The sequence below is a fragment of the Pseudomonas sp. NBRC 100443 genome (assembly GCF_030268185.1).
GTDB classification, from domain to species: domain Bacteria; phylum Pseudomonadota; class Gammaproteobacteria; order Pseudomonadales; family Pseudomonadaceae; genus Pseudomonas; species Pseudomonas citronellolis.
Window position 1 is genome coordinate 1 of the sequence record NZ_BSQE01000029.1, and the last position, 21,002, is coordinate 21,002.

A 21,002-nucleotide genomic window follows, 5' to 3' on the forward strand; every position below is an offset into this window, starting at 1 on the left:
TCCTGCTGTCCCGTCAGGTAGGCGTTCCCTACATCGTCGTGTTCCTGAACAAGGCCGACATGGTTGACGACGCCGAGCTGCTGGAACTGGTCGAGATGGAAGTTCGCGACCTGCTGAACACCTACGACTTCCCGGGCGACGACACTCCGATCGTGATCGGTTCCGCGCTGATGGCCCTGAACGGCCAGGATGACAACGAGATGGGCGTTTCCGCCGTGCGCAAGCTGGTGGAAACCCTGGACTCCTACATCCCCGAGCCGGTTCGTGCCATCGACCAGCCGTTCCTGATGCCGATCGAAGACGTGTTCTCGATCTCTGGTCGCGGCACCGTGGTAACCGGTCGTGTCGAGCGCGGTATCGTCAAGGTCCAGGAAGAAGTGGAAATCGTCGGCATCCGTCCGACCACCAAGACCACCTGCACCGGCGTTGAAATGTTCCGCAAGCTGCTCGACGAAGGTCGTGCTGGCGAGAACGTCGGCGTCCTGCTGCGCGGCACCAAGCGTGAAGACGTAGAGCGTGGCCAGGTTCTGGCCAAGCCGGGCACCATCAAGCCGCACACCAAGTTCGAGTGCGAAGTGTACGTGCTGTCCAAGGAAGAAGGCGGTCGTCACACCCCGTTCTTCAAGGGCTACCGTCCGCAGTTCTACTTCCGTACCACCGACGTGACCGGCAACTGCGAGCTGCCGGAAGGCGTCGAGATGGTAATGCCGGGTGACAACGTCAAGATGACCGTCACCCTGATCGCTCCGATCGCCATGGAAGACGGCCTGCGCTTCGCTATCCGCGAAGGCGGCCGTACCGTTGGCGCCGGCGTGGTTGCCAAGATCATCGAGTAATCGACCGATCTAGCGCATGAGGAAAAGGGGCCCTTCGGGGCCCCTTTTTCGTTGGATTGGTTAAATATTGACACCCTCCAGGGGCATCCGTACAATTGCGCCTCCTTTTAACGGGCGGAGTCCGCCCGTTGGGAATGGCAACTTGGAGTCTGAGGTCAAATGCAAAATCAACAAATCCGTATTCGGTTGAAGGCTTTTGACCATCGCCTGATCGACCAGTCTACCCAGGAAATCGTGGAAACCGCGAAACGTACTGGGGCTCAGGTGCGTGGTCCGATTCCTCTGCCGACCCGCAAGGAACGTTACACCGTGCTGATTTCCCCGCACGTCAACAAGGACGCTCGTGACCAGTACGAAATTCGTACCCACAAGCGTGTGCTCGACATCGTTCAGCCGACCGACAAGACCGTCGACGCGCTGATGAAGCTCGACCTTGCTGCTGGCGTCGAAGTACAGATCAGCCTCGGCTAATGCCTTCGGCATTGGTCGTGTAACGCTCTGAAATGGGCGGCCATAGCGGGTGAAAGCCCCGTACACTAAAGAGGTTCTTAAGATGACAATTGGTGTTGTCGGTCGTAAGTGCGGCATGACCCGCATTTTCACCGAAGATGGTGTCTCCATTCCGGTCACGGTCATTGAGGTCGAGCCGAATCGCGTCACCCAGTTCAAGAACGAAGAGACCGATGGCTATCGCGCTGTGCAGGTAACTGCCGGCGAGCGTCGTGCTTCTCGCGTGACCAAGGCTCAGGCCGGTCACTTTGCCAAGGCGAATGTCGCCGCCGGTCGCGGCGTGTGGGAGTTCCGTCTGGGCGAAGAGGAGTTCAAGGCAGGCGATTCCATCTCCGTCGATCTGTTCCAGGCAGGCCAGCTGGTAGACGTTACCGGCGAGTCCAAGGGTAAAGGCTACGCCGGTACCATCAAGCGCTGGAACTTCCGTGGTCAGGACAATACCCACGGTAACTCCGTTTCCCACCGCGTCCCGGGTTCGATCGGCCAGTGCCAGACTCCTGGTCGAGTGTTCAAGGGCAAGAAAATGTCCGGTCACATGGGTGCTGAGCGTGTAACCGTTCAATCCCTTGAGGTCGTGCGTGTCGATGCCGAGCGTAATCTGCTGCTGGTCAAGGGTGCCGTTCCTGGCGCTACCGGCGGTGACGTGCTCGTGCGTCCGGCAGCCAAGGCTCGCGGTTAAGAGGGGAAGCTGAGATGCAACTTAATGTGAACGGCGCTCAGGCTATCGAAGTCTCCGAGCGTACCTTTGGCAGCGAATTCAACGAGACTCTGGTTCACCAGGCAGTCGTCGCCTACATGGCTGGCGGCCGTCAGGGCACCCGTGCTCAGAAGACTCGTTCCGAAGTCTCCGGTGGCGGCAAGAAGCCGTGGCGTCAGAAGGGCACCGGTCGTGCTCGCGCTGGCACCATTCGCAGCCCCATCTGGCGTGGGGGCGGCACCACTTTCGCCGCCAAACCGCAGGATCACTCCCAGAAGCTCAACAAGAAGATGTACCGCGCAGCCCTGCGCTCCATCCTCTCCGAGCTGGTCCGTCTGGACCGCCTGGTCGTCGTTGCCGACTTCGCCGTCGATGCGCCGAAAACCAAAGGTCTGGTCAGCAAGCTGGACGGCCTGGGCCTGAAAGACGTGCTGATCGTCACCGATGGCGTTGATGAAAACCTGTACCTGGCTGCGCGCAACCTGGCGCACGTCGATGTACGCGACGTCCAGGGTTCCGACCCGGTCAGCCTGATCGCCTACGACAAGGTGCTCGTCACCGTGTCCGCCGTGAAGAAGTTCGAGGAGCTGCTGGCATGAACCAGGAACGCGTATTCAAAGTGCTGCTGGGCCCGCATATCTCCGAGAAAGCCACGGGGCTGGCGGACGGCAAGAGCCAATTCGTTTTCAAGGTTGCCACTGATGCAACCAAGCTGGAAATCAAGAAGGCCGTCGAAAGCCTGTTCGGCGTGAAAGTACGTCGCGTCACCACCCTGAACGTTCAGGGCAAGACCAAGCGTACCGTTCGCGGCCTGGGCAAGCGTAACGACTGGAAGAAGGCGTACATCGCCCTTCAGCCCGGCCAAGATCTCGATTTCGCAGCTGGCGCTGAGTAAAGGGGTGCATCATGGCAATCGTTAAATGCAAACCGACTTCCGCTGGTCGTCGCTTCGTCGTCAAGGTCGTGAACCAGAACCTGCACAAGGGTGCTCCGTTCGCTGGCCTGGTCGAGAAGAAGTCCAAGTCGGGCGGCCGTAACAACAACGGTCGTATCACCACCCGCCACATCGGCGGTGGTCACAAGCAGCACTACCGTCTGGTCGACTTCCGCCGCAACAAGGATGGCATCCCTGCCATCGTCGAGCGCGTGGAATATGACCCGAACCGCACTGCGCACATCGCTCTGCTGAAGTACGCGGACGGTGAGCGTCGTTACATCATCGCCCCCAAAGGCGTGGTGGCTGGCGATCAACTGATCTCCGGTATCGGCGCTCCGATCAAGCCCGGCAACAACATGCCGCTGCGCAACATCCCGGTGGGTAGCACCATCCACGGTATCGAGCTGAAGCCGGGCAAAGGCGCCCAGCTGGTTCGCTCCGCTGGCGCCTCGGCCCAGCTAGTAGCCCGTGAAGGTGCTTACGTAACCGTGCGTCTGCGTTCCGGTGAAATGCGTAAAGTCCTGGCTGACTGCCGTGCGACCCTGGGCGAAGTCTCGAACTCCGAGCACAGCCTGCGTTCGCTGGGTAAAGCTGGTGCCAAACGCTGGCGCGGCATTCGCCCGACCGTTCGTGGCGTCGCCATGAACCCGGTCGACCACCCGCATGGTGGTGGTGAAGGTCGTACCTCTGCTGGTCGTCATCCGGTATCGCCGTGGGGTCTTCAGACCAAGGGTAAGAAGACTCGCGCGAACAAGCGTACCGATAACATGATCGTCCGTCGCCGCAAGTAAATAGAGGGATACGACAGTGCCGCGTTCTCTGAAAAAAGGTCCTTTTATCGATCTTCACCTGCTGAAGAAGGTCGAAGTGGCGGTGGAAAAGAACGACCGCAAGCCGATCAAGACCTGGTCGCGTCGTTCGATGATTCTGCCGCATATGGTTGGTCTGACCATCGCTGTCCACAACGGCCGTCAACACGTGCCGGTCCTGGTCAACGAAGACATGGTCGGTCACAAACTCGGCGAGTTCGCTGCTACCCGCACTTATCGTGGGCATGCTGCGGACAAGAAAGCCAAGCGTTAAGGGGTAAGGAAGATGGAAGTAGCCGCTAAGCTGTCGGGCGCTCGTATCTCCGCCCAGAAAGCCCGCTTGGTCGCCGACCAGATCCGCGGGAAGAAGGTGGGCGAAGCGCTCAACCTCCTGGCTTTCAGCAGTAAGAAAGCCGCCGAGATCATGAAGAAAGTGCTGGAGTCGGCTGTTGCCAACGCTGAGCACAACGAAGGCGCCGATGTGGACGACCTGAAGGTCTCCACCGTCTTCGTCAACGAAGGTCGTTCGCTCAAGCGCATCATGCCGCGCGCCAAAGGCCGTGCTGATCGCATCGTCAAGCGGTCTTGCCATATCACTGTCAAGGTTGCGGACAAGTAACGGAGTCGATCAGATGGGTCAGAAAGTACATCCCAATGGCATCCGCCTGGGTATCGTCAAGGAGCACACCTCCGTTTGGTACGCAGATAAGCGCACTTACGCCGATTATCTGTTCGCCGACCTGAAGGTCCGTGAGTACCTCCAAGACAAACTAAAAAGCGCGTCCGTAAGCCGTATCGATATCCATCGCCCGGCTCAAACCGCACGTATCACCATCCACACCGCCCGTCCCGGTATCGTGATCGGCAAGAAAGGTGAAGATGTTGAGAAGCTGCGTCAGGACCTGACCAAGCAAATGGGTGTGCCCGTGCACATCAACATCGAGGAAATCCGCAAGCCGGAACTCGATAGCATGCTGGTTGCGCAGAGCGTAGCTCAGCAGCTGGAACGCCGCGTCATGTTCCGTCGCGCCATGAAGCGCGCCGTGCAGAACGCCATGCGTATTGGTGCCAAGGGCATCAAGATCCAGGTGAGCGGTCGTTTGGGCGGCGCTGAAATTGCTCGTACCGAATGGTATCGCGAAGGTCGTGTGCCCCTGCACACCCTGCGTGCCGATATCGACTATGCCACCTACGAAGCGCACACCACCTACGGTGTGATCGGTGTCAAGGTTTGGATCTTCAAAGGCGAGGTCATCGGTGGCCGCCAGGAAGAGCTCAAGCCGGTAGCGCCCGCTCCTCGTAAAAAAGCTGCTAAGTAAGGAGTACGCAAATGCTGCAACCTAAGCGTACGAAGTTCCGCAAGCAAATGACCGGTCACAACCGTGGCCTGGCTCATCGCGGTAGCAAAGTCAGCTTCGGCGAGTTCGCCCTCAAGGCGACCAGCCGTGGCCGTCTCACCGCGCGTCAGATCGAGTCCGCACGTCGTGCGCTGACCCGTCACGTAAAACGTGGCGGCAAGATCTGGATCCGCGTATTCCCCGACAAGCCGGTTACCAAGAAGCCCCTCGAAGTTCGTATGGGTAAAGGTAAGGGCGGCGTCGAGTACTGGGTGGCCCAGATTCAACCGGGCAAGGTCCTGTACGAGATCGAGGGTGTATCCGAAGAGCTGGCGCGTGAGGCATTCGCCCTGGCTGCTGCAAAGCTGCCGCTCGCCACCTCCTTTGTTAAGCGGACGGTGATGTGATGAAAGCGAATGAACTTCGTGAGAAATCCGTGGAGCAGCTGAACGAGCAACTGCTCGGCCTGCTGCGCGACCAGTTCAATCTGCGTATGCAGAAAGCAACTGGCCAGTTGGCGCAGTCCCACCTGCTCTCGCAGGTGAAGCGCGACATCGCTCGCGTCAAAACTGTGCTCAATCAGCAAGCAGGTAAGTGAACATGGCTGAAGCTCAGAAAACCGTCCGTACGCTGACCGGCCGCGTCGTCAGCGACAAGATGGACAAGACCGTCACCGTTCTGATCGAGCGTCGCGTCAAGCACCCGATCTACGGCAAATACGTGAAGCGTTCGACCAAGCTGCACGCCCACGACGAAACCAATCAGTGCCGCATTGGTGACCTGGTCACCATTCGCGAAACCCGTCCGCTGGCCAAGACCAAGGCCTGGACCCTGGTTGATATCGTCGAGCGCGCAGTGGAAGTCTAAGGGTCGGAGATAGATAATGATTCAGACTCAATCCATGCTCGATGTCGCTGATAACAGCGGCGCGCGTCGCGTAATGTGCATCAAGGTGCTCGGCGGTTCCCACCGTCGCTACGCCGGCATTGGCGACATCATCAAAGTCACCGTCAAGGAAGCGATTCCGCGCGGCAAGGTGAAGAAAGGCCAGGTCATGACTGCCGTGGTCGTTCGCACCAAGCACGGCGTTCGTCGCACCGACGGCTCCATCATCCGCTTCGACGGTAACGCCGCCGTCCTGCTGAACAACAAGCAGGAGCCGATCGGCACCCGTATCTTCGGGCCCGTGACTCGTGAACTTCGTACCGAGAAGTTCATGAAGATCGTCTCGCTCGCCCCTGAAGTGCTGTAAGGAGTAGCCGTCATGCAAAAAATTCGTCGTGACGACGAAGTCATCGTCATTGCCGGCAAGGACAAGGGCAAGCGTGGCAAGGTGCTGAAAGTTCTCGCTGACGACCGTCTGGTCGTTGGCGGTGTGAACCTGATCAAGCGCCACACCAAGCCCAACCCCATGCTCAACCAGCAAGGCGGGATCGTCGAGAAGGAGGCGCCTCTGCACGTCTCCAACGTCGCCATCTTCAACCCGGAAACCAGCAAGGCTGACCGCGTTGGCTTCAAGGTAGAAGACGGTAAGAAGGTTCGTGTCTTCAAGTCGACCCAGAAACCGGTCCAGGCTTGAGGGAGTAGGTAGATACCATGGCACGATTGAAAGAACTGTACCGGAAGGAAATCGCGCCCAAGCTGAAGCAAGAGCTTCAGCTGGCGAACGTGATGGAAGTTCCGCGCGTTACCAAAATCACCCTGAACATGGGTCTTGGCGAAGCTGTCGGTGACAAGAAAGTCATCGAGAGCGCCGTGGCTGATCTGGAAAAGATCGCAGGCCAGAAGCCGGTCGTGACTTACGCTCGTAAGTCCATCGCCGGCTTCAAGATCCGTGAAGGCTGGCCGATCGGCGTGAAGGTCACCCTGCGTGGCGACCGCATGTACGAATTCCTGGACCGCCTGCTCTCCATCTCCCTGCCGCGCGTGCGTGACTTCCGCGGCCTGAATGCCAAGTCCTTCGATGGCCGCGGCAACTACAGCATGGGCGTGAAAGAGCAGATCATCTTCCCGGAAATCGATTACGACAAGATCGATGCTCTGCGCGGCATGGACATCACTCTGACCACCACCGCCCGTACGGACGATGAAGGTCGCGCTCTGCTGCGCGCCTTCAACTTCCCGTTCCGCAACTGATTGGAGTAGGAACATGGCCAAAGAGAGCATGAAAAACCGTGAGCTGAAGCGTCAGCGCACGGTCGCCAAGTACGCCCAGAAGCGTGCCGAGCTGAAAGCGATCATCGCTAATCCGAACTCCTCCCAGGAAGAGCGTTGGAATGCGCAGGTCGCCCTGCAGAAGCAACCGCGTGACGCGAGCGCCAGCCGCCTGCGTAACCGTTGCCGCCTGACCGGTCGTCCGCACGGCTTCTACCGCAAGTTCGGCCTGAGCCGTAACAAGCTGCGTGAAGCCGCCATGCGCGGCGACGTACCGGGCCTGGTGAAAGCCAGCTGGTAAGTCGGTCGAGACGGGGCCGGCAACGGCTCCGTTGATCGCTTTGCGAAGCAAGCCCCCTCGTGGGGCTTGATTCGTTTTTGAGCGGTCTCTAGAATACCCGGCTCCCCTGAGCCTGGGTTTTTCTCACCCTGCGTTTTGAGGGTGAGTATCGTTGAAGGCTTATCTTTTGTATCAGGAGCATTAAGCCCATGAGTATGCAGGACCCGTTAGCAGACATGCTAACTCGCATCCGTAATGCCCAGATGGCTGAGAAGACCGTCGTGAGCATGCCGTCTTCCAAGCTGAAGGCGGCAGTAGCCAAAGTCCTCAAGGACGAAGGTTACATTGCGGACTATCAGGTCAGCGCCGAGGCCAAGCCTCAGCTGTCCATCGAGCTGAAGTACTTCGAAGGCAAACCCGTCATCGAAGAAGTGAAGCGAATCAGCCGTCCTGGCCTGCGCCAGTACAAGTCCGTAGATCAGCTGCCGAAAGTTCGCGGTGGTCTGGGTGTGTCGATCGTCTCCACCAACAAAGGTGTGATGACCGACCGCGCAGCCCGTGCCGCTGGCGTTGGTGGCGAAGTGCTCTGCACTGTGTTCTAAGGGGAATCAGCATGTCTCGCGTTGCTAAGAACCCCGTCAAGCTGCCCGCCGGCGTCGAAATCAAGCTGGCTGGTCAGGAACTCTCGGTCAAGGGCTCCAAAGGCTCCCTCGAGCTGAAAGTCCACCCGTCCGTAGAAGTCATCCAGGACAACGGTGAGCTGCGTTTCGCCGCCCGTAACGGCGACCAGCAGACCCGTGCCATGGCCGGTACCACCCGCGCCCTGGTCAACAACATGGTGATCGGCGTCAGCCAGGGCTTCGAGCGCAAGCTCCAGCTGGTCGGCGTTGGTTACAAGGCGCAGGCCAAAGGCCAAGTGCTGTCCCTGGCCCTCGGCTTCTCCCACCCGGTCGATTACGAACTGCCCGCCGGCATCGTCGCCGAAACCCCCAGCCAGACCGATATCCTGATCAAGGGCATCGACAAGCAGCTGGTCGGCCAGGTTGCCGCGGAGATCCGCGATTTCCGTCCGCCGGAGCCGTACAAAGGCAAGGGCGTGCGGTATTCGGACGAAGTCGTACTTCGTAAAGAAGCCAAGAAGAAGTAGGGCATAGCAAATGAGCGTCAAGAAAGAAACCCGTCTGCGTCGCGCTCGCAAGGCACGCCTGAAGATGCGCGAGCTGGAAGCCGTACGCCTTTGCGTGTACCGCTCCTCCCAGCACATTTACGCCCAGGTCATCGCGGCCGACGGCGGCAAGGTCCTGGCCAGCGCCTCGACCCTGGACAAGGAACTGCGCGAAGGTGCCACCGGCAACGTCGACGCAGCCAAGAAAGTTGGTCAACTGGTCGCCGAACGCGCCAAGGCTGCCGGCGTCACTCAGGTGGCGTTCGACCGTTCTGGCTTCAAGTACCACGGCCGCATCAAGGCCCTGGCTGATGCCGCTCGCGAAGGCGGTCTGGAGTTCTAAGTTATGGCAAACAACGATCAAAAGCGCGACGAAGGCTACATCGAGAAGCTGGTTCAAGTTAACCGCGTCGCCAAAACCGTAAAAGGTGGCCGTATCTTCGCCTTCACCGCGCTGACCGTGGTTGGCGATGGCAAGGGCCGTGTTGGCTTCGGTCGTGGCAAGGCGCGTGAAGTGCCGGCCGCCATCCAGAAGGCCATGGAAGCTGCTCGCCGCAACATGATCCAGGTGGATCTGAACGGCACCACCCTGCAGTACCCGACCAAGTCCGCCCATGGCGCCTCCAAGGTGTACATGCAGCCGGCTTCCGAAGGTACCGGCATCATCGCCGGCGGCGCCATGCGTGCCGTCCTGGAAGTGGCCGGTGTGCAGAACGTTCTGGCCAAGTGCTACGGTTCGACCAACCCGGTCAACGTGGTATACGCCACCTTCAAGGGCCTGAAGAACATGCAGTCCCCTGAGTCGGTAGCGGCCAAGCGTGGCAAGAGCGTCGAGGAGATTCTCTAACCATGGCAACTGTCAAAGTTACCCTGATCAAAAGCCTGAACGGCCGTCTGGCCAATCACAAGGCCTGCGTCAAAGGCCTGGGCCTGCGTCGCATCAATCATACCGTCGAAGTTCAGGACACTCCTGAGAACCGCGGCATGATCAACAAGGCCTACTACCTGCTGCGTGTGGAGGGTTAATCCATGCAACTGAACGATCTGCGTTCCGCGCCGGGTGCCCGTCGCGAGAAGCTGCGTCCGGGCCGTGGCATCGGTAGCGGTCTGGGCAAGACCGGTGGCCGTGGTCACAAAGGTCAGACCTCGCGCTCCGGCGGCACCATCGCCCCGGGCTTCGAGGGTGGCCAGCAGCCGCTGCACCGTCGTCTGCCGAAGTTCGGCTTCAAGTCCCTGAAAGCCCTGGATCGCGCCGAGGTTCGTACCTCCGAGCTGGCCAAGGTCGAAGGCGAAGTCGTCACCGTGCAGGCCCTGAAGGATGCCAACGTGATCAACCGCAACGTACAGCGCGTCAAAGTCGTGCTGTCCGGTGAAGTTGCCCGCGCGGTCACCCTGAAAGGCATCGGCGCCACCAAGGGCGCTCGTGCGGCTATCGAAGCAGCTGGCGGCAAAATCGAGGACTAAATGGCTAAGCAAGGTGCTCTCTCTGCGCTGAGCAACGGTGGCGGTCTGTCCGAGCTCTGGGCACGTCTGCGTTTCCTGTTCCTGGCGATCATCGTCTATCGGATAGGTGCGCACATCCCGGTTCCGGGCATCAACCCCGATCGCTTGGCGGCACTGTTCCGGCAGAACGAGGGGACCATTCTTAGCCTCTTCAACATGTTTTCCGGCGGCGCGCTGGAGCGCATGAGTATCTTTGCACTGGGGATCATGCCGTACATCTCGGCGTCGATCATCATGCAGCTCATGACCGCTATCAGCCCGCAGCTGGAGCAGTTGAAGAAAGAGGGTGAGTCTGGGCGTCGCAAGATCAGCCAGTACACCCGCTACGCAACGCTCGTCCTGGCGCTCGTCCAGGCCATCGGCATGGCCGTTGGTCTGGGCAGCCAGGGCGTGGCCTTCTCCAATGACTTCGGCTTCTACTTCGTGGCAGTCACCACCTTCGTGGCGGGTGCGCTGTTCATGATGTGGCTGGGCGAGCAGATCACCGAGCGGGGCGTCGGCAATGGTATCTCCATGCTGATCTTCTCCGGGATCGTCGCCGGCCTGCCGCGCGCCATCGGGCAGTCCTTCGAGTCCGCCCGTCAAGGTGACATCAACATCTTCGCCCTGATCGCCGTAGGCCTGCTGGCCGTCGCGATCATCGCGTTCGTGGTGTTCATCGAGCGCGGTCAGCGCCGCATCGCCGTGCATTACGCCAAGCGCCAGCAAGGTCGCAAGGTGTTTGCCGCGCAAACCAGCCATCTGCCGCTGAAAGTGAACATGGCGGGCGTGATCCCGGCCATCTTCGCCAGCAGCATCCTGCTGTTCCCGGCGTCCCTGGGCGCCTGGTTCGGTCAGTCGGAGGGCCTGGGTTGGCTGCAGGACGTCGCGCAAGCGATCGCTCCGGGGCAGCCGCTGAACATTCTGCTGTTTAGTGCAGGGATCATCTTCTTCTGCTTCTTCTACACAGCGCTGATGTTCAATCCCAAGGACGTGGCGGAAAACCTCAAGAAGTCCGGTGCATTTATTCCGGGTATTCGTCCGGGCGAACAGTCCGCTCGCTACATCGATGGCGTGCTGACCCGTTTGACCATGTTCGGTGCCCTGTACATGACGGCGGTGTGCCTGTTGCCCCAGTTCCTGGTGGTGGCTGCCCACGTTCCGTTCTACCTCGGCGGGACCTCGTTGCTGATCGTGGTCGTGGTTGTGATGGACTTTATGGCCCAAGTACAATCGCACCTCGTTTCTCACCAGTACGAATCCCTCATGAAGAAAGCCAACCTGAAGGGTTATGGCGGCAGCAGCATGCTGCGCTGACCGGCCCGTAAGGTTAGTAGGAGTCACTGATGAAAGTTCGTGCATCGGTTAAGAAGCTGTGCCGCAACTGCAAGATCATCCGTCGCGAAGGCGTCGTTCGCGTGATCTGCAGCGCGGAGCCGCGTCACAAGCAGCGCCAAGGCTGAGTGTGAACCACGCGTTATAGCCCGGCAGCTAGTGCGCTGCCGGGTTGATTATTTGTTATTACAGCGCTAATATCCGCGCCCTTTCTTGGCTTCCTGGGCGCCGGGTAGCTGTCAATTGGAGTTTTTCTGAATGGCCCGTATTGCAGGCGTAAACATTCCGGATAACAAGCACACTGTTATCTCGCTGACCTACATCTATGGTGTAGGTCGCACCACCGCACAGAGCATCTGCGCTGCCACGGGCATCAGCCCGGTAGTGAAGATCAAGGACCTGAGCGAAGAGCAGATCGATTCGCTGCGCAACGAGGTGGCCAAGCTGACCACCGAAGGTGACCTGCGCCGCGAAATCAACATGAACATCAAGCGTCTGATGGACCTCGGTTGCTACCGCGGTCTGCGTCATCGTCGCGGTCTGCCGGTTCGCGGTCAGCGTACCAAGACCAACGCGCGCACCCGCAAGGGCCCGCGTAAGCCGATCCGCAAGTAATCGCTTAGGAATATAGTCATGGCAAAACCTGCTGCTCGTCCTCGCAAGAAAGTCAAAAAGACGGTGGTCGACGGGATCGCGCATATCCACGCGTCCTTCAACAACACCATCGTTACCATCACCGACCGTCAGGGCAACGCCCTGTCCTGGGCCACTTCCGGTGGTTCGGGCTTCCGCGGCTCGCGTAAGAGCACCCCGTTCGCTGCCCAGGTAGCGGCCGAGCGTGCCGGCCAGGCTGCTCTGGAATACGGTCTGAAGAACCTTGACGTCAACGTCAAAGGCCCGGGCCCGGGTCGCGAATCGGCTGTTCGTGCGCTGAATGCCTGCGGTTACAAGATCGCCAGCATCACCGACGTAACCCCGATCCCGCACAACGGCTGCCGCCCGCCGAAAAAGCGTCGCGTGTAATAGGAGACAGTGAGAAATGGCTCGTTACATTGGTCCCAAATGCAAACTGTCTCGCCGTGAAGGCACCGACCTGTTCCTGAAGAGCGGCGCTCGCGCGCTCGACTCCAAGTGCAAGGCCGAACAGGTTCCTGGCCAGCACGGCGCTCGCCGTGGCCGTCTGTCCGACTACGGTCTGCAGCTGCGTGAGAAGCAGAAAGTCCGCCGCATCTACGGCGTGCTGGAGCGTCAGTTCCGTGGCTACTACCAAGAGGCTTCCCGCCGCAAGGGCTCCACTGGTGAGAACCTGCTGCAACTGCTGGAATGCCGTCTGGACAACGTCGTCTATCGTATGGGCTTCGGTTCCACCCGTTCGGAATCCCGTCAGCTGGTGTCCCACAAGACCATCAGCGTGAACGGTCAGACCGTCAACATCCCGTCCTATCAGGTGAAGGCCGGCGACGTCGTTGCTGTTCGCGAGAAATCGAAGAACCAGCTGCGTATCGCTCAAGCCCTCGAACTGTGCGCCCAGCGCGGTCGCGTTGAGTGGGTCGAAGTGGACACCGACAAGAAGGCCGGTACCTTCAAGAGCGTTCCGGCTCGTGCCGACCTGTCCGCCGACATCAACGAAAACCTGATTGTCGAGCTCTACTCCAAGTAAGGGCTAGAAAATAGGTGCATCCATGCAGAGTTCGGTAAATGAGTTCCTGACCCCCCGCCACATCGATGTGCAGGTGGTCAGCCAAACCCGCGCCAAGATCACGCTCGAGCCTCTCGAGCGTGGCTTCGGCCATACCCTGGGCAACGCGCTGCGTCGCATCCTGTTGTCCTCCATGCCTGGCTGTGCAGTGGTCGAGGCCGAGATCGACGGCGTACTCCACGAGTACTCGGCGATCGAAGGTGTTCAGGAAGACGTCATCGAAATCCTGCTCAACCTGAAAGGTCTGGCCATCAAGCTGCACGGCCGTGACGAAGTGACGCTGACCCTGGCGAAAAAGGGCTCGGGTGTGGTGACCGCTGCCGATATTCAGCTGGATCATGATGTCGAGATCGTCAACGGTGACCATGTTATCGCCCACCTGGCCGATAACGGCGCGCTGAACATGAAGCTGAAAGTCGCTCGTGGCCGTGGCTACGAGCCGGCTGATGCCCGCTCGAGCGATGAAGACGAAAGCCGCAGCATCGGCCGTCTGCAGCTCGACGCCTCGTTCAGCCCCGTGCGTCGTGTTGCCTACGTGGTCGAGAACGCCCGTGTCGAACAGCGTACCAACCTGGACAAGCTGGTCCTCGATCTGGAAACCAACGGCACCCTGGACCCCGAAGAGGCTATCCGTCGCGCCGCTACCATCCTGCAACAGCAGCTGGCAGCGTTCGTGGACCTCAAGGGCGACAGCGAACCCGTCGTTGAAGAGCAGGAAGACGAGATCGATCCGATCCTGCTGCGTCCGGTCGATGACCTGGAGCTGACCGTTCGTTCGGCCAACTGCCTGAAGGCGGAGAACATCTACTACATCGGTGACCTGATCCAGCGCACCGAAGTAGAGCTGCTGAAAACTCCGAACCTGGGCAAGAAGTCCTTGACCGAAATCAAGGACGTTCTGGCCTCTCGCGGTCTGTCCCTCGGTATGCGCCTCGACAACTGGCCGCCGGCAAGTCTTAAGAAAGACGACAAGGCTACTGCCTGATCGTCGTAGCTACCGAACGTAAAGTTTGGAAAGGAATTGAACCATGCGCCATCGTAAAAGTGGTCGTCACCTGAGCCGCACCAGCGCGCACCGCAAGGCTATGTTCCAGAACATGGCTGTGTCGCTGTTCGAACACGAACTGATCAAAACCACCCTGCCCAAGGCCAAGGAACTGCGTCGCGTTGCCGAGCCGCTGATCACCCTGGCCAAGGAAGACAGCGTCGCCAACCGTCGTCTGGCTTTCGACCGTACCCGTTCGAAAGCTGCCGTAGGCAAGCTGTTCAACGAGCTGGGCAAGCGCTACGCCAACCGTCCGGGCGGCTACCTGCGCATCCTCAAGTGCGGTTTCCGCGCTGGCGACAACGCCCCCATGGCGTACGTCGAGCTGGTTGATCGTGCTGTCGGCGGCGAAGCGGTCGAAGCTGCTGAGTAAGGCGAACGCCACTCATGAAAAACCGGGCTCAGGCCCGGTTTTTTATTGCCCGCTGGAAATGTATCTCGTTCCCTTCGGCCCAGGATCCGCGCGTCTTGCAAGGCACTCTCGCGCCGGCGGGACTATCCTCGAATTGATGCGGGTCATGGTCGTCGAGGACCAAATTCTCTTCAATTATTCACCGGACTCATGGAGCTGACTGATGCAAGGCCATGCTGAAGTAATCGACTACCTCAATACCCTGCTGACCGGCGAGCTGGCCGCGCGCGACCAGTACTTCATCCACTCGCGCATGTACGAGGACTGGGGCTTCGCCAAGCTCTACGAGCGCCTCAACCACGAGATGGAAGAGGAAACCCAGCACGCCGACGCCCTGATCCGCCGCATCCTGTTGCTGGAGGGCACGCCGCGCATGCGTCCCGACGATATCCACCCGGGCCGTACCGTGCCGGAAATGCTCGAAGCCGACCTCAAGCTGGAGCGCCAGGTGCGTGCGGCCCTGGCCAAGGGCATCGCGCTGTGCGAACAGCACAAGGACTTCGTCAGCCGCGACATGCTCAAGGTCCAGTTGGCCGACACCGAGGAAGACCACGCCTACTGGCTGGAGCAGCAACTCGGGCTGATCGCCAAGATGGGCCTGGAGAACTACCTGCAGTCGCAGATATGAGGTTTCGTCTGCAATGAAAGAAGCCCCTCGCGCCTATCGGTCGCAGGGGCTTTTTTGTTTCCACCAGGCGCGCCAGGGGGAGGATTCCGGTGCTGTATTTCCGTTGTTCGGGAGGCTATCGCGCACGGTTCTGCTAAGAGACAAAAACTATCGTGCCGTTGCTTTTCATAAATTGGTCCCCCCAGCGGAGCGGTACTAGTCTTAATCCACCGTCGGCAGCTGTCGACCAGACCGACCCGATGAGGACAAAGGAGAAAGCAATGTCGAATGAATCGAAATGCCCGTTCCATTATGTTGCTGGTGGCGGTACTACCAACGAGGACTGGTGGCCGAATCAACTGAAGTTGGACCTACTGAACCAGCATTCGGAAAGATCCAACCCGTTGGGTGAGAAGTTCAACTACCGCGACGAGTTCAAGAAACTCGACTACTCGGCCCTGAAGGCCGACCTGAAGCACATGATGACCGACTCCCAGGAATGGTGGCCGGCCGACTGGGGCCACTACGGTGGCCTGATGATCCGCATGGCCTGGCACGCCGCCGGGACCTACCGTATCGCCGATGGCCGCGGCGGCGTGGGCCGCGCCCAACAGCGCTTCGCCCCGCTGAACTCCTGGCCGGACAACGTCAGCCTGGACAAGGCGCGGCGCCTGCTGTGGCCGATCAAGCAGAAATACGGCCAGAAGATCTCCTGGGGCGACCTGATGGTGCTCGCCGGCAACGTGGCCCTGGAAAGCATGGGGTTCCGTACCTTCGGCTTCGGCGCCGGCCGCGAAGACGTATGGGAGCCGGACAACGACGTCAACTGGGGCGACGAGAAGACCTGGCTCGTCCACCGCGACCCCGAGGCCCTGGCCAAGAACCCCCTGGCGGCCACCGAGATGGGCCTGATCTATGTGAACCCCGAAGGCCCCAATGCCAGCGGTGACCCGTTGTCGGCCGCGCCCGCCATCCGTGCGACCTTCGGCAATATGGCGATGAACGACGAAGAGATCGTCGCCCTGATCGCCGGTGGCCACACCCTCGGCAAGACCCACGGTGCCGGCTCGGCGGACCACGTCGGCGCTCCCCCGGAAGACGCCCCCCTCGAGCAGCAGGGCCTGGGCTGGGCCAGCAGCTATGGCTCTGGCGTCGGCGCCGACGCCATCACCTCCGGCATCGAGGTGGTATGGACGCAAACGCCGACCCAGTGGAGCAACTTCTTCTTCGAGAACCTGTTCAAGTACGAATGGGAACAGACCCGCTCGCCCGCCGGGGCCATCCAGTGGGTCGCCAAGGATGCGCCGGAGATCATCCCCGATCCCTTCGATCCGTCGAAGAAGCGCAAGCCCACCATGCTCACCACCGACCTGACGCTGCGCTTCGATCCGGAATTCGGGAAAATCTCCAAGCGCTTCCTCGATGACCCGCAGGCCTTCGCCGATGCGTTCGCCCGCGCCTGGTTCAAGCTGACCCACCGCGACATGGGGCCGAAGGCCCGCTACCTCGGCCCGGAAGTACCGAAGGAAGACCTGATCTGGCAGGACCCGCTGCCGCCGGCCACGCACAACCCGAGCGCTGCGGACATCGCCGACCTGAAGGCGAAGATCGCCGAGTCCGGCCTGTCGATCGCCGAGCTGGTGTCCACCGCCTGGGCCTCGGCCTCCACCTTCCGCGGTGGCGACAAGCGCGGCGGCGCCAATGGCGCGCGCATTCGCCTGGCGCCGCAGAAGGATTGGGAGGTCAACAATCCGCAGCAGCTCGCCAAGGTATTGGCCAAGCTCGACGAGATCCAGCGGTTCTCCGGCAAGGCTTCGCTGGCCGATGTGATCGTGCTGGCCGGCAACGTGGGCGTCGAGCAGGCCGCCAAGGCTGCCGGCGTGAACATCGAGGTGCCCTTCGCACCGGGCCGCGCGGATGCCCGTCAGGACCAGACCGACGTCGAGTCCTTCGAGGTGCTCGAACCCATCGCCGATGGCTTCCGCAACTACAAGAGCGCCAATCCCGGCGCGTCCACCGAGGCACTGCTGGTCGACAAGGCCCAGCTGCTGACCCTGACCGCTCCGGAGATGACCGTGCTCGTCGGCGGCCTGCGCATGCTGGGGGCCAACTACGACGGTAGCGCTCACGGCGTGTTCACCGACCGGCCCGGCGTGCTCAGCAACGACTTCTTCGTCAACCTGCTGGACATGGGGACCGTCTGGGCGCCGGTGGACGGCTCCGCGGAGGTCTTCGAGGGCCGGGCCCGCAAGGGCGGCGAGCTGAAGTGGACCGCTACCCGTGCCGACCTGATCTTCGGTTCGCACTCGGTGCTGCGGGCGCTGGCCGAGGTCTACGCCAGCAGCGATGCCAAGGAGAAGTTCGTGAAGGACTTCGTCGCCGCCTGGACCAAGGTGATGAACCTGGACCGCTTCGATCTGGCCTGATGTTCTTGGGCTGGGAAGAAAAGGCGCCGCTTTGGCGGTAGCAGTGGCCACTTGAAAGAAAATGCCGTTTCCCTTTTACGGGGAAGCGGCATTTTCATGTGGGTTGCCGGCTGCTTCGAGGTGCTTTTCGTAGGATGGGTTGAGCTTGCGAAACCCATGCGGCCATCGGTGATGGGTATCGCTTCGCTCAACGCCATCCTACGAAAAGCTACGCTCGCTCCTACGCCGCCCAGGCTATGACATTGCCATGTTGGACTCACCGGCCCCCGGACGCCCCGGGGGCACGGACAGCCCCTTTCAGCGGTCAGGCCCGATCGCGTTCCAGCAGTGGCTTGAGGAAGCGCCCGGTGTGCGAGGCCTCCATCTCCGCCACCTGCTCCGGCGTGCCGCTGGCGATGATCTGGCCGCCCTTGGAGCCGCCCTCGGGGCCGAGGTCGACCAGCCAGTCGGCGGTCTTGATCACGTCCAGGTTGTGCTCGATCACCACCACCGTGTTGCCGTGGTCGCGCAGGCGGTGCAGTACGTCGAGCAGTTGCTGGATGTCCGCGAAGTGCAGGCCGGTGGTCGGTTCGTCGAGGATGTACAGGGTCTTGCCGGTGTCGCGCTTGGACAGCTCGCGGGACAGCTTCACGCGCTGCGCCTCGCCGCCGGACAGGGTGGTCGCGCTCTGCCCCAGCTTGATGTACGACAGGCCCACGTCGATCAGCGTCTGCAGCTTGCGGGCGATGGCCGGCACGGCGTCGAAGAACGCGCGGGCGTCCTCGATGGTCATGTCCAGCACCTCGGTGATGCTCTTGCCCTTGTAGCGGATCTCCAGCGTCTCGCGGTTGTAGCGCTTGCCCTTGCAGACGTCGCAGGGCACGTAGATATCCGGCAGGAAGTGCATCTCTACCTTGATCACGCCGTCGCCCTGGCAGGCTTCGCAGCGGCCGCCCTTGACGTTGAACGAGAAGCGCCCCGGGCCGTAGCCGCGCGAGCGGGCCTCCGGCACGCCGGCGAACAGCTCGCGGATCGGCGTGAACAGGCCGGTGTAGGTCGCCGGGTTGGAGCGCGGCGTGCGGCCGATCGGGCTCTGGTCGATGTCCACCACCTTGTCCAGGTGCTGCAGGCCGTCGAAAGAATCGTAGGGCGCGACTTCCAGGCTGGTGGCGCCGTTCAGCGCGGTGGCGGTGATCGGGAACAGGGTGTTGTTGATCAGCGTCGACTTGCCCGAGCCGGACACGCCGGTAACGCAGGTGAACAGGCCGACCGGAAGCTCCAGGTTGACGTTGCGCAGGTTGTTGCCGCGCGCGCCCTTGAGCTTGAGCAGCTGCTTCTTGTTGCGCGGCGTGCGCTGCGCCGGCACCACGATCTTCTGGCGGCCGGAGAGGTACTTGCCGGTGACCGAGTCCGGGTGGCTCATGACCTGCTCGGGCGTGCCCTCGGCGACGATCTGCCCGCCATGCACGCCGGCGCCGGGACCGATGTCGACCACGTAGTCGGCGAGGCGGATGGCGTCCTCGTCGTGCTCCACCACTATCACCGTGTTGCCCAGGTTGCGCAGGTGGGTGAGGGTGGCCAGCAGGCGTTCGTTGTCGCGCTGGTGCAGGCCGATGGAGGGCTCGTCGAGGATGTACATCACCCCCACCAGGCCCGCGCCGATCTGGCTGGCCAGGCGGATGCGCTGGGCCTCGCCGCCGGACAGGGTGTCGGCGCTGCGGTCGAGGGTCAGGTAGTCGAGGCCGACGTTGACCAGGAACTGCAGGCGCTCGCGGATTTCCTTGAGGATCTTCGCCGCGATCTCGCCGCGGCGGCCGGTCAGGGTCAGGCCGGCGGCGTATTCGCTGGCCTCGCCCACCGGCATCGCGGTGACCGCCGGCAGCGTCTTGTCGCCCACCCACACGTGGCGCGCCTCGCGGCGCAGGCGGGTGCCGTGGCAGTCCGGGCAGGGCTGGGTGCTGAGGAACTTGGCCAGCTCCTCGCGCACGGTCATGGACTCGGTCTCGCGGTAGCGGCGCTCCAGATTCGGCAGGATGCCCTCGAAGGGGTGCGCGCGTTTGACGATGTCGCCGCGGTCGTTGAGGTAGCGGAACTCGACGTTCTCGCGTCCCGAGCCGCCGAGGATGAACTTCTGGTGCTCGGGCGAGAGTTCCTGGAAGGGCACCTCCAGGCTGAAGCCGAAATGCGCGGCCAGCGAGCCGAGCATCTGGAAGTAATAGACGTTGCGCCTGTCCCAGCCGCGGATGGCGCCCTCGGCCAGGGTCAGTTCGCCGTTGACCACCCGGCGCGCGTCGAAGAACTGCTTCACGCCCAGGCCGTCGCAGGTGGGGCAGGCGCCGGCGGGGTTGTTGAAGGAGAACAGCTTGGGTTCCAGCTCGCTGATGGAGTGGCCGCACACCGGGCAGGCGAAGCGCGCGGAGAAGATCATCTCCTCGCCTTCATCGCCCTGCTTTTTGTCGTCTTCGTCGGGAAGGGGGGCGACCAGGGCGATGCCGTCGGCCAGGTTGATGGCCGTCTCGAAGGACTCCGCCAGGCGCTGCTGCAGGTCGCCGCGGACCTTGAAGCGGTCCACCACCACGTCGATGGAGTGCTTCTGCTTCTTGTCCAGCTTGGGCAGCTCGTCCAGCTCGTAGAGCTTGCCGTCGACCCGCGCGCGGACGAAGCCCTGGGCACGCATTTCGTCGAACACCGCCAGGTGCTCGCCCTTGCGCTCGCGGATCACCGGGGCCAGCAGCATCAGCCGGCGGCCCTCGGGCAGCGCCAGCACTTGGTCGACCATCTGGCTGACGGTCTGCGCCTCCAGCGGGATGTCGTGGTCCGGGCAGCGCGGGATGCCGACGCGGGCGTAGAGCAGGCGCAGGTAGTCGTAGATCTCGGTGATGGTGCCCACGGTGGAGCGCGGGTTGTGCGAGGTGGACTTCTGCTCGATGGAGATGGCCGGCGACAGGCCCTCGATGGTGTCGACGTCGGGTTTTTCCATCATCGAGAGGAACTGCCGGGCGTAGGCCGACAGGGATTCCACGTAGCGGCGCTGGCCTTCGGCGTAGAGCGTGTCGAAGGCTAGGGACGACTTGCCGGAGCCGGACAGGCCGGTGATCACGATCAGCTTGTCGCGCGGCAGGGTCAGGTCGATGTTCTTCAGGTTGTGGGTACGTGCCCCACGGATGAGGATCTTGTCCACAGCGGCCTCGCATGGCGGGCGAAAACCGTTGAGTATACGTTTCCCCGGCAGTACGCGGCAAAGTGGCGCGTCTGTGCCTCCGGCGGCTGGGCTGCTAGAATGCCCGGCTAT

The 21,002-nt window shown here is 61.5% G+C and carries 32 protein-coding genes; 31 read left to right on the top strand and 1 reads right to left on the bottom strand.

Going from position 1 to position 21,002, the window contains the following annotated elements:
* The 31 genes from QSJ95_RS28305 to katG form a co-directional block, all read left to right on the top strand.
* Positions 1–836 (top strand): elongation factor Tu (locus tag QSJ95_RS28305; RefSeq protein WP_285646896.1); only part of this gene is annotated, 836 nt, incomplete at its 5' end.
* A 159-nt stretch (positions 837–995) separates the two neighbouring features.
* The gene (gene rpsJ / locus QSJ95_RS28310) at positions 996–1,307 is read left to right on the top strand and encodes a 30S ribosomal protein S10 (protein ID WP_003243886.1); all 312 of its coding nucleotides are present in this window, start codon (positions 996–998) and stop codon (positions 1,305–1,307) included.
* Positions 1,308–1,389: 82 nt separating this feature from the next.
* Entirely contained in the window at positions 1,390–2,025 is a 636-nt protein-coding gene (rplC, locus tag QSJ95_RS28315; protein WP_009617147.1) for a 50S ribosomal protein L3, read from the top strand.
* A 14-nt stretch (positions 2,026–2,039) separates the two neighbouring features.
* On the top strand, positions 2,040–2,642 hold the full coding sequence (gene rplD / locus QSJ95_RS28320) for a 50S ribosomal protein L4 (RefSeq protein WP_009617148.1): 603 nt from the start codon (positions 2,040–2,042) through the stop codon (positions 2,640–2,642).
* A complete protein-coding gene (rplW, locus tag QSJ95_RS28325; RefSeq protein ID WP_043273414.1) occupies positions 2,639–2,938 on the top strand; it encodes a 50S ribosomal protein L23 in 300 nt (99 codons plus the stop codon). Before rplD ends, rplW begins: the two co-directional genes overlap by 4 nt.
* Positions 2,939–2,949: 11 nt before the next feature.
* Positions 2,950–3,771 carry a 50S ribosomal protein L2 gene (gene rplB, locus QSJ95_RS28330; protein WP_009617152.1) on the top strand — a complete coding sequence of 274 codons (822 nt, stop codon included), beginning with the start codon at positions 2,950–2,952 and terminating at the stop codon, positions 3,769–3,771.
* 16 nt (positions 3,772–3,787) lie between these two features.
* Positions 3,788–4,063, top strand: coding sequence for a 30S ribosomal protein S19 (gene rpsS, locus QSJ95_RS28335; RefSeq protein ID WP_003093734.1), 276 nt, complete (start codon positions 3,788–3,790; stop codon positions 4,061–4,063).
* A gap of 12 nt (positions 4,064–4,075) precedes the next feature.
* The gene (gene rplV / locus QSJ95_RS28340) at positions 4,076–4,408 is read left to right on the top strand and encodes a 50S ribosomal protein L22 (RefSeq protein ID WP_003103908.1); all 333 of its coding nucleotides are present in this window, start codon (positions 4,076–4,078) and stop codon (positions 4,406–4,408) included.
* A gap of 13 nt (positions 4,409–4,421) precedes the next feature.
* Positions 4,422–5,108, top strand: coding sequence for a 30S ribosomal protein S3 (gene rpsC, locus QSJ95_RS28345; protein ID WP_009617162.1), 687 nt, complete (start codon positions 4,422–4,424; stop codon positions 5,106–5,108).
* Positions 5,109–5,119: 11 nt separating this feature from the next.
* Positions 5,120–5,533 (top strand): 50S ribosomal protein L16, encoded by a 414-nt coding sequence (gene rplP, locus QSJ95_RS28350; protein ID WP_009617163.1) that lies wholly within the window; start codon positions 5,120–5,122, stop codon positions 5,531–5,533.
* Positions 5,533–5,724 carry a 50S ribosomal protein L29 gene (gene rpmC / locus QSJ95_RS28355; protein ID WP_009617164.1) on the top strand — a complete coding sequence of 64 codons (192 nt, stop codon included), beginning with the start codon at positions 5,533–5,535 and terminating at the stop codon, positions 5,722–5,724. Before rplP ends, rpmC begins: the two co-directional genes overlap by 1 nt.
* Before the next feature lie 2 nt (positions 5,725–5,726).
* The gene (gene rpsQ, locus QSJ95_RS28360; protein ID WP_009617165.1) at positions 5,727–5,993 is read left to right on the top strand and encodes a 30S ribosomal protein S17; all 267 of its coding nucleotides are present in this window, start codon (positions 5,727–5,729) and stop codon (positions 5,991–5,993) included.
* Between the two features lie 16 nt (positions 5,994–6,009).
* Entirely contained in the window at positions 6,010–6,378 is a 369-nt protein-coding gene (rplN, locus tag QSJ95_RS28365; protein ID WP_003093714.1) for a 50S ribosomal protein L14, read from the top strand.
* Between the two features lie 12 nt (positions 6,379–6,390).
* The gene (gene rplX / locus QSJ95_RS28370; RefSeq protein WP_009617167.1) at positions 6,391–6,705 is read left to right on the top strand and encodes a 50S ribosomal protein L24; all 315 of its coding nucleotides are present in this window, start codon (positions 6,391–6,393) and stop codon (positions 6,703–6,705) included.
* 17 nt (positions 6,706–6,722) lie between these two features.
* Positions 6,723–7,262 carry a 50S ribosomal protein L5 gene (gene rplE / locus QSJ95_RS28375; protein ID WP_009617168.1) on the top strand — a complete coding sequence of 180 codons (540 nt, stop codon included), beginning with the start codon at positions 6,723–6,725 and terminating at the stop codon, positions 7,260–7,262.
* A gap of 13 nt (positions 7,263–7,275) precedes the next feature.
* Positions 7,276–7,581 (top strand): 30S ribosomal protein S14, encoded by a 306-nt coding sequence (gene rpsN / locus QSJ95_RS28380; RefSeq protein ID WP_009617169.1) that lies wholly within the window; start codon positions 7,276–7,278, stop codon positions 7,579–7,581.
* Positions 7,582–7,769: 188 nt separating this feature from the next.
* Positions 7,770–8,162 (top strand): 30S ribosomal protein S8, encoded by a 393-nt coding sequence (gene rpsH / locus QSJ95_RS28385; protein ID WP_009617170.1) that lies wholly within the window; start codon positions 7,770–7,772, stop codon positions 8,160–8,162.
* Between the two features lie 11 nt (positions 8,163–8,173).
* Positions 8,174–8,707, top strand: coding sequence for a 50S ribosomal protein L6 (rplF, locus tag QSJ95_RS28390; protein ID WP_009617171.1), 534 nt, complete (start codon positions 8,174–8,176; stop codon positions 8,705–8,707).
* A gap of 10 nt (positions 8,708–8,717) precedes the next feature.
* On the top strand, positions 8,718–9,068 hold the full coding sequence (rplR, locus tag QSJ95_RS28395) for a 50S ribosomal protein L18 (protein WP_009617172.1): 351 nt from the start codon (positions 8,718–8,720) through the stop codon (positions 9,066–9,068).
* Between the two features lie 3 nt (positions 9,069–9,071).
* Positions 9,072–9,572: a 30S ribosomal protein S5 gene (rpsE, locus tag QSJ95_RS28400; protein ID WP_009617173.1), complete on the top strand. Its 501-nt coding sequence runs from the start codon at positions 9,072–9,074 to the stop codon at positions 9,570–9,572.
* Between the two features lie 2 nt (positions 9,573–9,574).
* Positions 9,575–9,751, top strand: coding sequence for a 50S ribosomal protein L30 (gene rpmD / locus QSJ95_RS28405; protein WP_009617174.1), 177 nt, complete (start codon positions 9,575–9,577; stop codon positions 9,749–9,751).
* 3 nt (positions 9,752–9,754) lie between these two features.
* The gene (gene rplO, locus QSJ95_RS28410) at positions 9,755–10,189 is read left to right on the top strand and encodes a 50S ribosomal protein L15 (RefSeq protein ID WP_009617175.1); all 435 of its coding nucleotides are present in this window, start codon (positions 9,755–9,757) and stop codon (positions 10,187–10,189) included.
* Positions 10,190–11,524, top strand: a complete 1,335-nt coding sequence (gene secY / locus QSJ95_RS28415; protein ID WP_009617177.1) for a preprotein translocase subunit SecY — start codon at positions 10,190–10,192, stop codon at positions 11,522–11,524. It begins immediately after the preceding gene.
* Positions 11,525–11,553: 29 nt separating this feature from the next.
* The gene (gene rpmJ, locus QSJ95_RS28420) at positions 11,554–11,670 is read left to right on the top strand and encodes a 50S ribosomal protein L36 (RefSeq protein ID WP_002555468.1); all 117 of its coding nucleotides are present in this window, start codon (positions 11,554–11,556) and stop codon (positions 11,668–11,670) included.
* A 130-nt stretch (positions 11,671–11,800) separates the two neighbouring features.
* Entirely contained in the window at positions 11,801–12,157 is a 357-nt protein-coding gene (gene rpsM / locus QSJ95_RS28425) for a 30S ribosomal protein S13 (RefSeq protein WP_009617178.1), read from the top strand.
* Between the two features lie 18 nt (positions 12,158–12,175).
* Positions 12,176–12,565, top strand: coding sequence for a 30S ribosomal protein S11 (rpsK, locus tag QSJ95_RS28430; RefSeq protein ID WP_003093689.1), 390 nt, complete (start codon positions 12,176–12,178; stop codon positions 12,563–12,565).
* A gap of 16 nt (positions 12,566–12,581) precedes the next feature.
* Entirely contained in the window at positions 12,582–13,202 is a 621-nt protein-coding gene (gene rpsD / locus QSJ95_RS28435) for a 30S ribosomal protein S4 (RefSeq protein ID WP_009617181.1), read from the top strand.
* Positions 13,203–13,224: 22 nt separating this feature from the next.
* On the top strand, positions 13,225–14,226 hold the full coding sequence (locus QSJ95_RS28440) for a DNA-directed RNA polymerase subunit alpha (protein WP_009617182.1): 1,002 nt from the start codon (positions 13,225–13,227) through the stop codon (positions 14,224–14,226).
* 43 nt (positions 14,227–14,269) lie between these two features.
* Positions 14,270–14,659 (top strand): 50S ribosomal protein L17, encoded by a 390-nt coding sequence (gene rplQ / locus QSJ95_RS28445; protein WP_009617183.1) that lies wholly within the window; start codon positions 14,270–14,272, stop codon positions 14,657–14,659.
* 202 nt (positions 14,660–14,861) lie between these two features.
* Positions 14,862–15,326, top strand: coding sequence for a bacterioferritin (bfr, locus tag QSJ95_RS28450; protein ID WP_009617184.1), 465 nt, complete (start codon positions 14,862–14,864; stop codon positions 15,324–15,326).
* A gap of 260 nt (positions 15,327–15,586) precedes the next feature.
* Positions 15,587–17,731 (top strand): catalase/peroxidase HPI, encoded by a 2,145-nt coding sequence (gene katG / locus QSJ95_RS28455; RefSeq protein ID WP_009617185.1) that lies wholly within the window; start codon positions 15,587–15,589, stop codon positions 17,729–17,731.
* Positions 17,732–18,035: 304 nt separating this feature from the next.
* Here katG and uvrA read toward each other — a convergent pair whose 3' ends face one another.
* Positions 18,036–20,891 (bottom strand): excinuclease ABC subunit UvrA, encoded by a 2,856-nt coding sequence (gene uvrA, locus QSJ95_RS28460; RefSeq protein WP_116426070.1) that lies wholly within the window; start codon positions 20,889–20,891, stop codon positions 18,036–18,038.
* Positions 20,892–21,002 lie beyond the last annotated feature (111 nt).

What these genes read in the sequence shown, in the direction of transcription:
- rpsJ (WP_003243886.1), top strand. Translation starts at nt 996, where the DNA reads ATGCAAAATCAACAAATCCGTATTCGGTTGAAGGCTTTTGACCATCGC.
- rplC (WP_009617147.1), top strand. Translation starts at nt 1,390, where the DNA reads ATGACAATTGGTGTTGTCGGTCGTAAGTGCGGCATGACCCGCATTTTC.
- rplD (WP_009617148.1), top strand. Translation starts at nt 2,040, where the DNA reads ATGCAACTTAATGTGAACGGCGCTCAGGCTATCGAAGTCTCCGAGCGT.
- rplW (WP_043273414.1), top strand. Translation starts at nt 2,639, where the DNA reads ATGAACCAGGAACGCGTATTCAAAGTGCTGCTGGGCCCGCATATCTCC.
- rplB (WP_009617152.1), top strand. Translation starts at nt 2,950, where the DNA reads ATGGCAATCGTTAAATGCAAACCGACTTCCGCTGGTCGTCGCTTCGTC.
- rplV (WP_003103908.1), top strand. Translation starts at nt 4,076, where the DNA reads ATGGAAGTAGCCGCTAAGCTGTCGGGCGCTCGTATCTCCGCCCAGAAA.
- rpsC (WP_009617162.1), top strand. Translation starts at nt 4,422, where the DNA reads ATGGGTCAGAAAGTACATCCCAATGGCATCCGCCTGGGTATCGTCAAG.
- rplP (WP_009617163.1), top strand. Translation starts at nt 5,120, where the DNA reads ATGCTGCAACCTAAGCGTACGAAGTTCCGCAAGCAAATGACCGGTCAC.
- rpmC (WP_009617164.1), top strand. Translation starts at nt 5,533, where the DNA reads ATGAAAGCGAATGAACTTCGTGAGAAATCCGTGGAGCAGCTGAACGAG.
- rpsQ (WP_009617165.1), top strand. Translation starts at nt 5,727, where the DNA reads ATGGCTGAAGCTCAGAAAACCGTCCGTACGCTGACCGGCCGCGTCGTC.
- rplN (WP_003093714.1), top strand. Translation starts at nt 6,010, where the DNA reads ATGATTCAGACTCAATCCATGCTCGATGTCGCTGATAACAGCGGCGCG.
- rplX (WP_009617167.1), top strand. Translation starts at nt 6,391, where the DNA reads ATGCAAAAAATTCGTCGTGACGACGAAGTCATCGTCATTGCCGGCAAG.
- rplE (WP_009617168.1), top strand. Translation starts at nt 6,723, where the DNA reads ATGGCACGATTGAAAGAACTGTACCGGAAGGAAATCGCGCCCAAGCTG.
- rpsN (WP_009617169.1), top strand. Translation starts at nt 7,276, where the DNA reads ATGGCCAAAGAGAGCATGAAAAACCGTGAGCTGAAGCGTCAGCGCACG.
- rpsH (WP_009617170.1), top strand. Translation starts at nt 7,770, where the DNA reads ATGAGTATGCAGGACCCGTTAGCAGACATGCTAACTCGCATCCGTAAT.
- rplF (WP_009617171.1), top strand. Translation starts at nt 8,174, where the DNA reads ATGTCTCGCGTTGCTAAGAACCCCGTCAAGCTGCCCGCCGGCGTCGAA.
- rplR (WP_009617172.1), top strand. Translation starts at nt 8,718, where the DNA reads ATGAGCGTCAAGAAAGAAACCCGTCTGCGTCGCGCTCGCAAGGCACGC.
- rpsE (WP_009617173.1), top strand. Translation starts at nt 9,072, where the DNA reads ATGGCAAACAACGATCAAAAGCGCGACGAAGGCTACATCGAGAAGCTG.
- rpmD (WP_009617174.1), top strand. Translation starts at nt 9,575, where the DNA reads ATGGCAACTGTCAAAGTTACCCTGATCAAAAGCCTGAACGGCCGTCTG.
- rplO (WP_009617175.1), top strand. Translation starts at nt 9,755, where the DNA reads ATGCAACTGAACGATCTGCGTTCCGCGCCGGGTGCCCGTCGCGAGAAG.
- secY (WP_009617177.1), top strand. Translation starts at nt 10,190, where the DNA reads ATGGCTAAGCAAGGTGCTCTCTCTGCGCTGAGCAACGGTGGCGGTCTG.
- rpmJ (WP_002555468.1), top strand. Translation starts at nt 11,554, where the DNA reads ATGAAAGTTCGTGCATCGGTTAAGAAGCTGTGCCGCAACTGCAAGATC.
- rpsM (WP_009617178.1), top strand. Translation starts at nt 11,801, where the DNA reads ATGGCCCGTATTGCAGGCGTAAACATTCCGGATAACAAGCACACTGTT.
- rpsK (WP_003093689.1), top strand. Translation starts at nt 12,176, where the DNA reads ATGGCAAAACCTGCTGCTCGTCCTCGCAAGAAAGTCAAAAAGACGGTG.
- rpsD (WP_009617181.1), top strand. Translation starts at nt 12,582, where the DNA reads ATGGCTCGTTACATTGGTCCCAAATGCAAACTGTCTCGCCGTGAAGGC.
- QSJ95_RS28440 (WP_009617182.1), top strand. Translation starts at nt 13,225, where the DNA reads ATGCAGAGTTCGGTAAATGAGTTCCTGACCCCCCGCCACATCGATGTG.
- rplQ (WP_009617183.1), top strand. Translation starts at nt 14,270, where the DNA reads ATGCGCCATCGTAAAAGTGGTCGTCACCTGAGCCGCACCAGCGCGCAC.
- bfr (WP_009617184.1), top strand. Translation starts at nt 14,862, where the DNA reads ATGCAAGGCCATGCTGAAGTAATCGACTACCTCAATACCCTGCTGACC.
- katG (WP_009617185.1), top strand. Translation starts at nt 15,587, where the DNA reads ATGTCGAATGAATCGAAATGCCCGTTCCATTATGTTGCTGGTGGCGGT.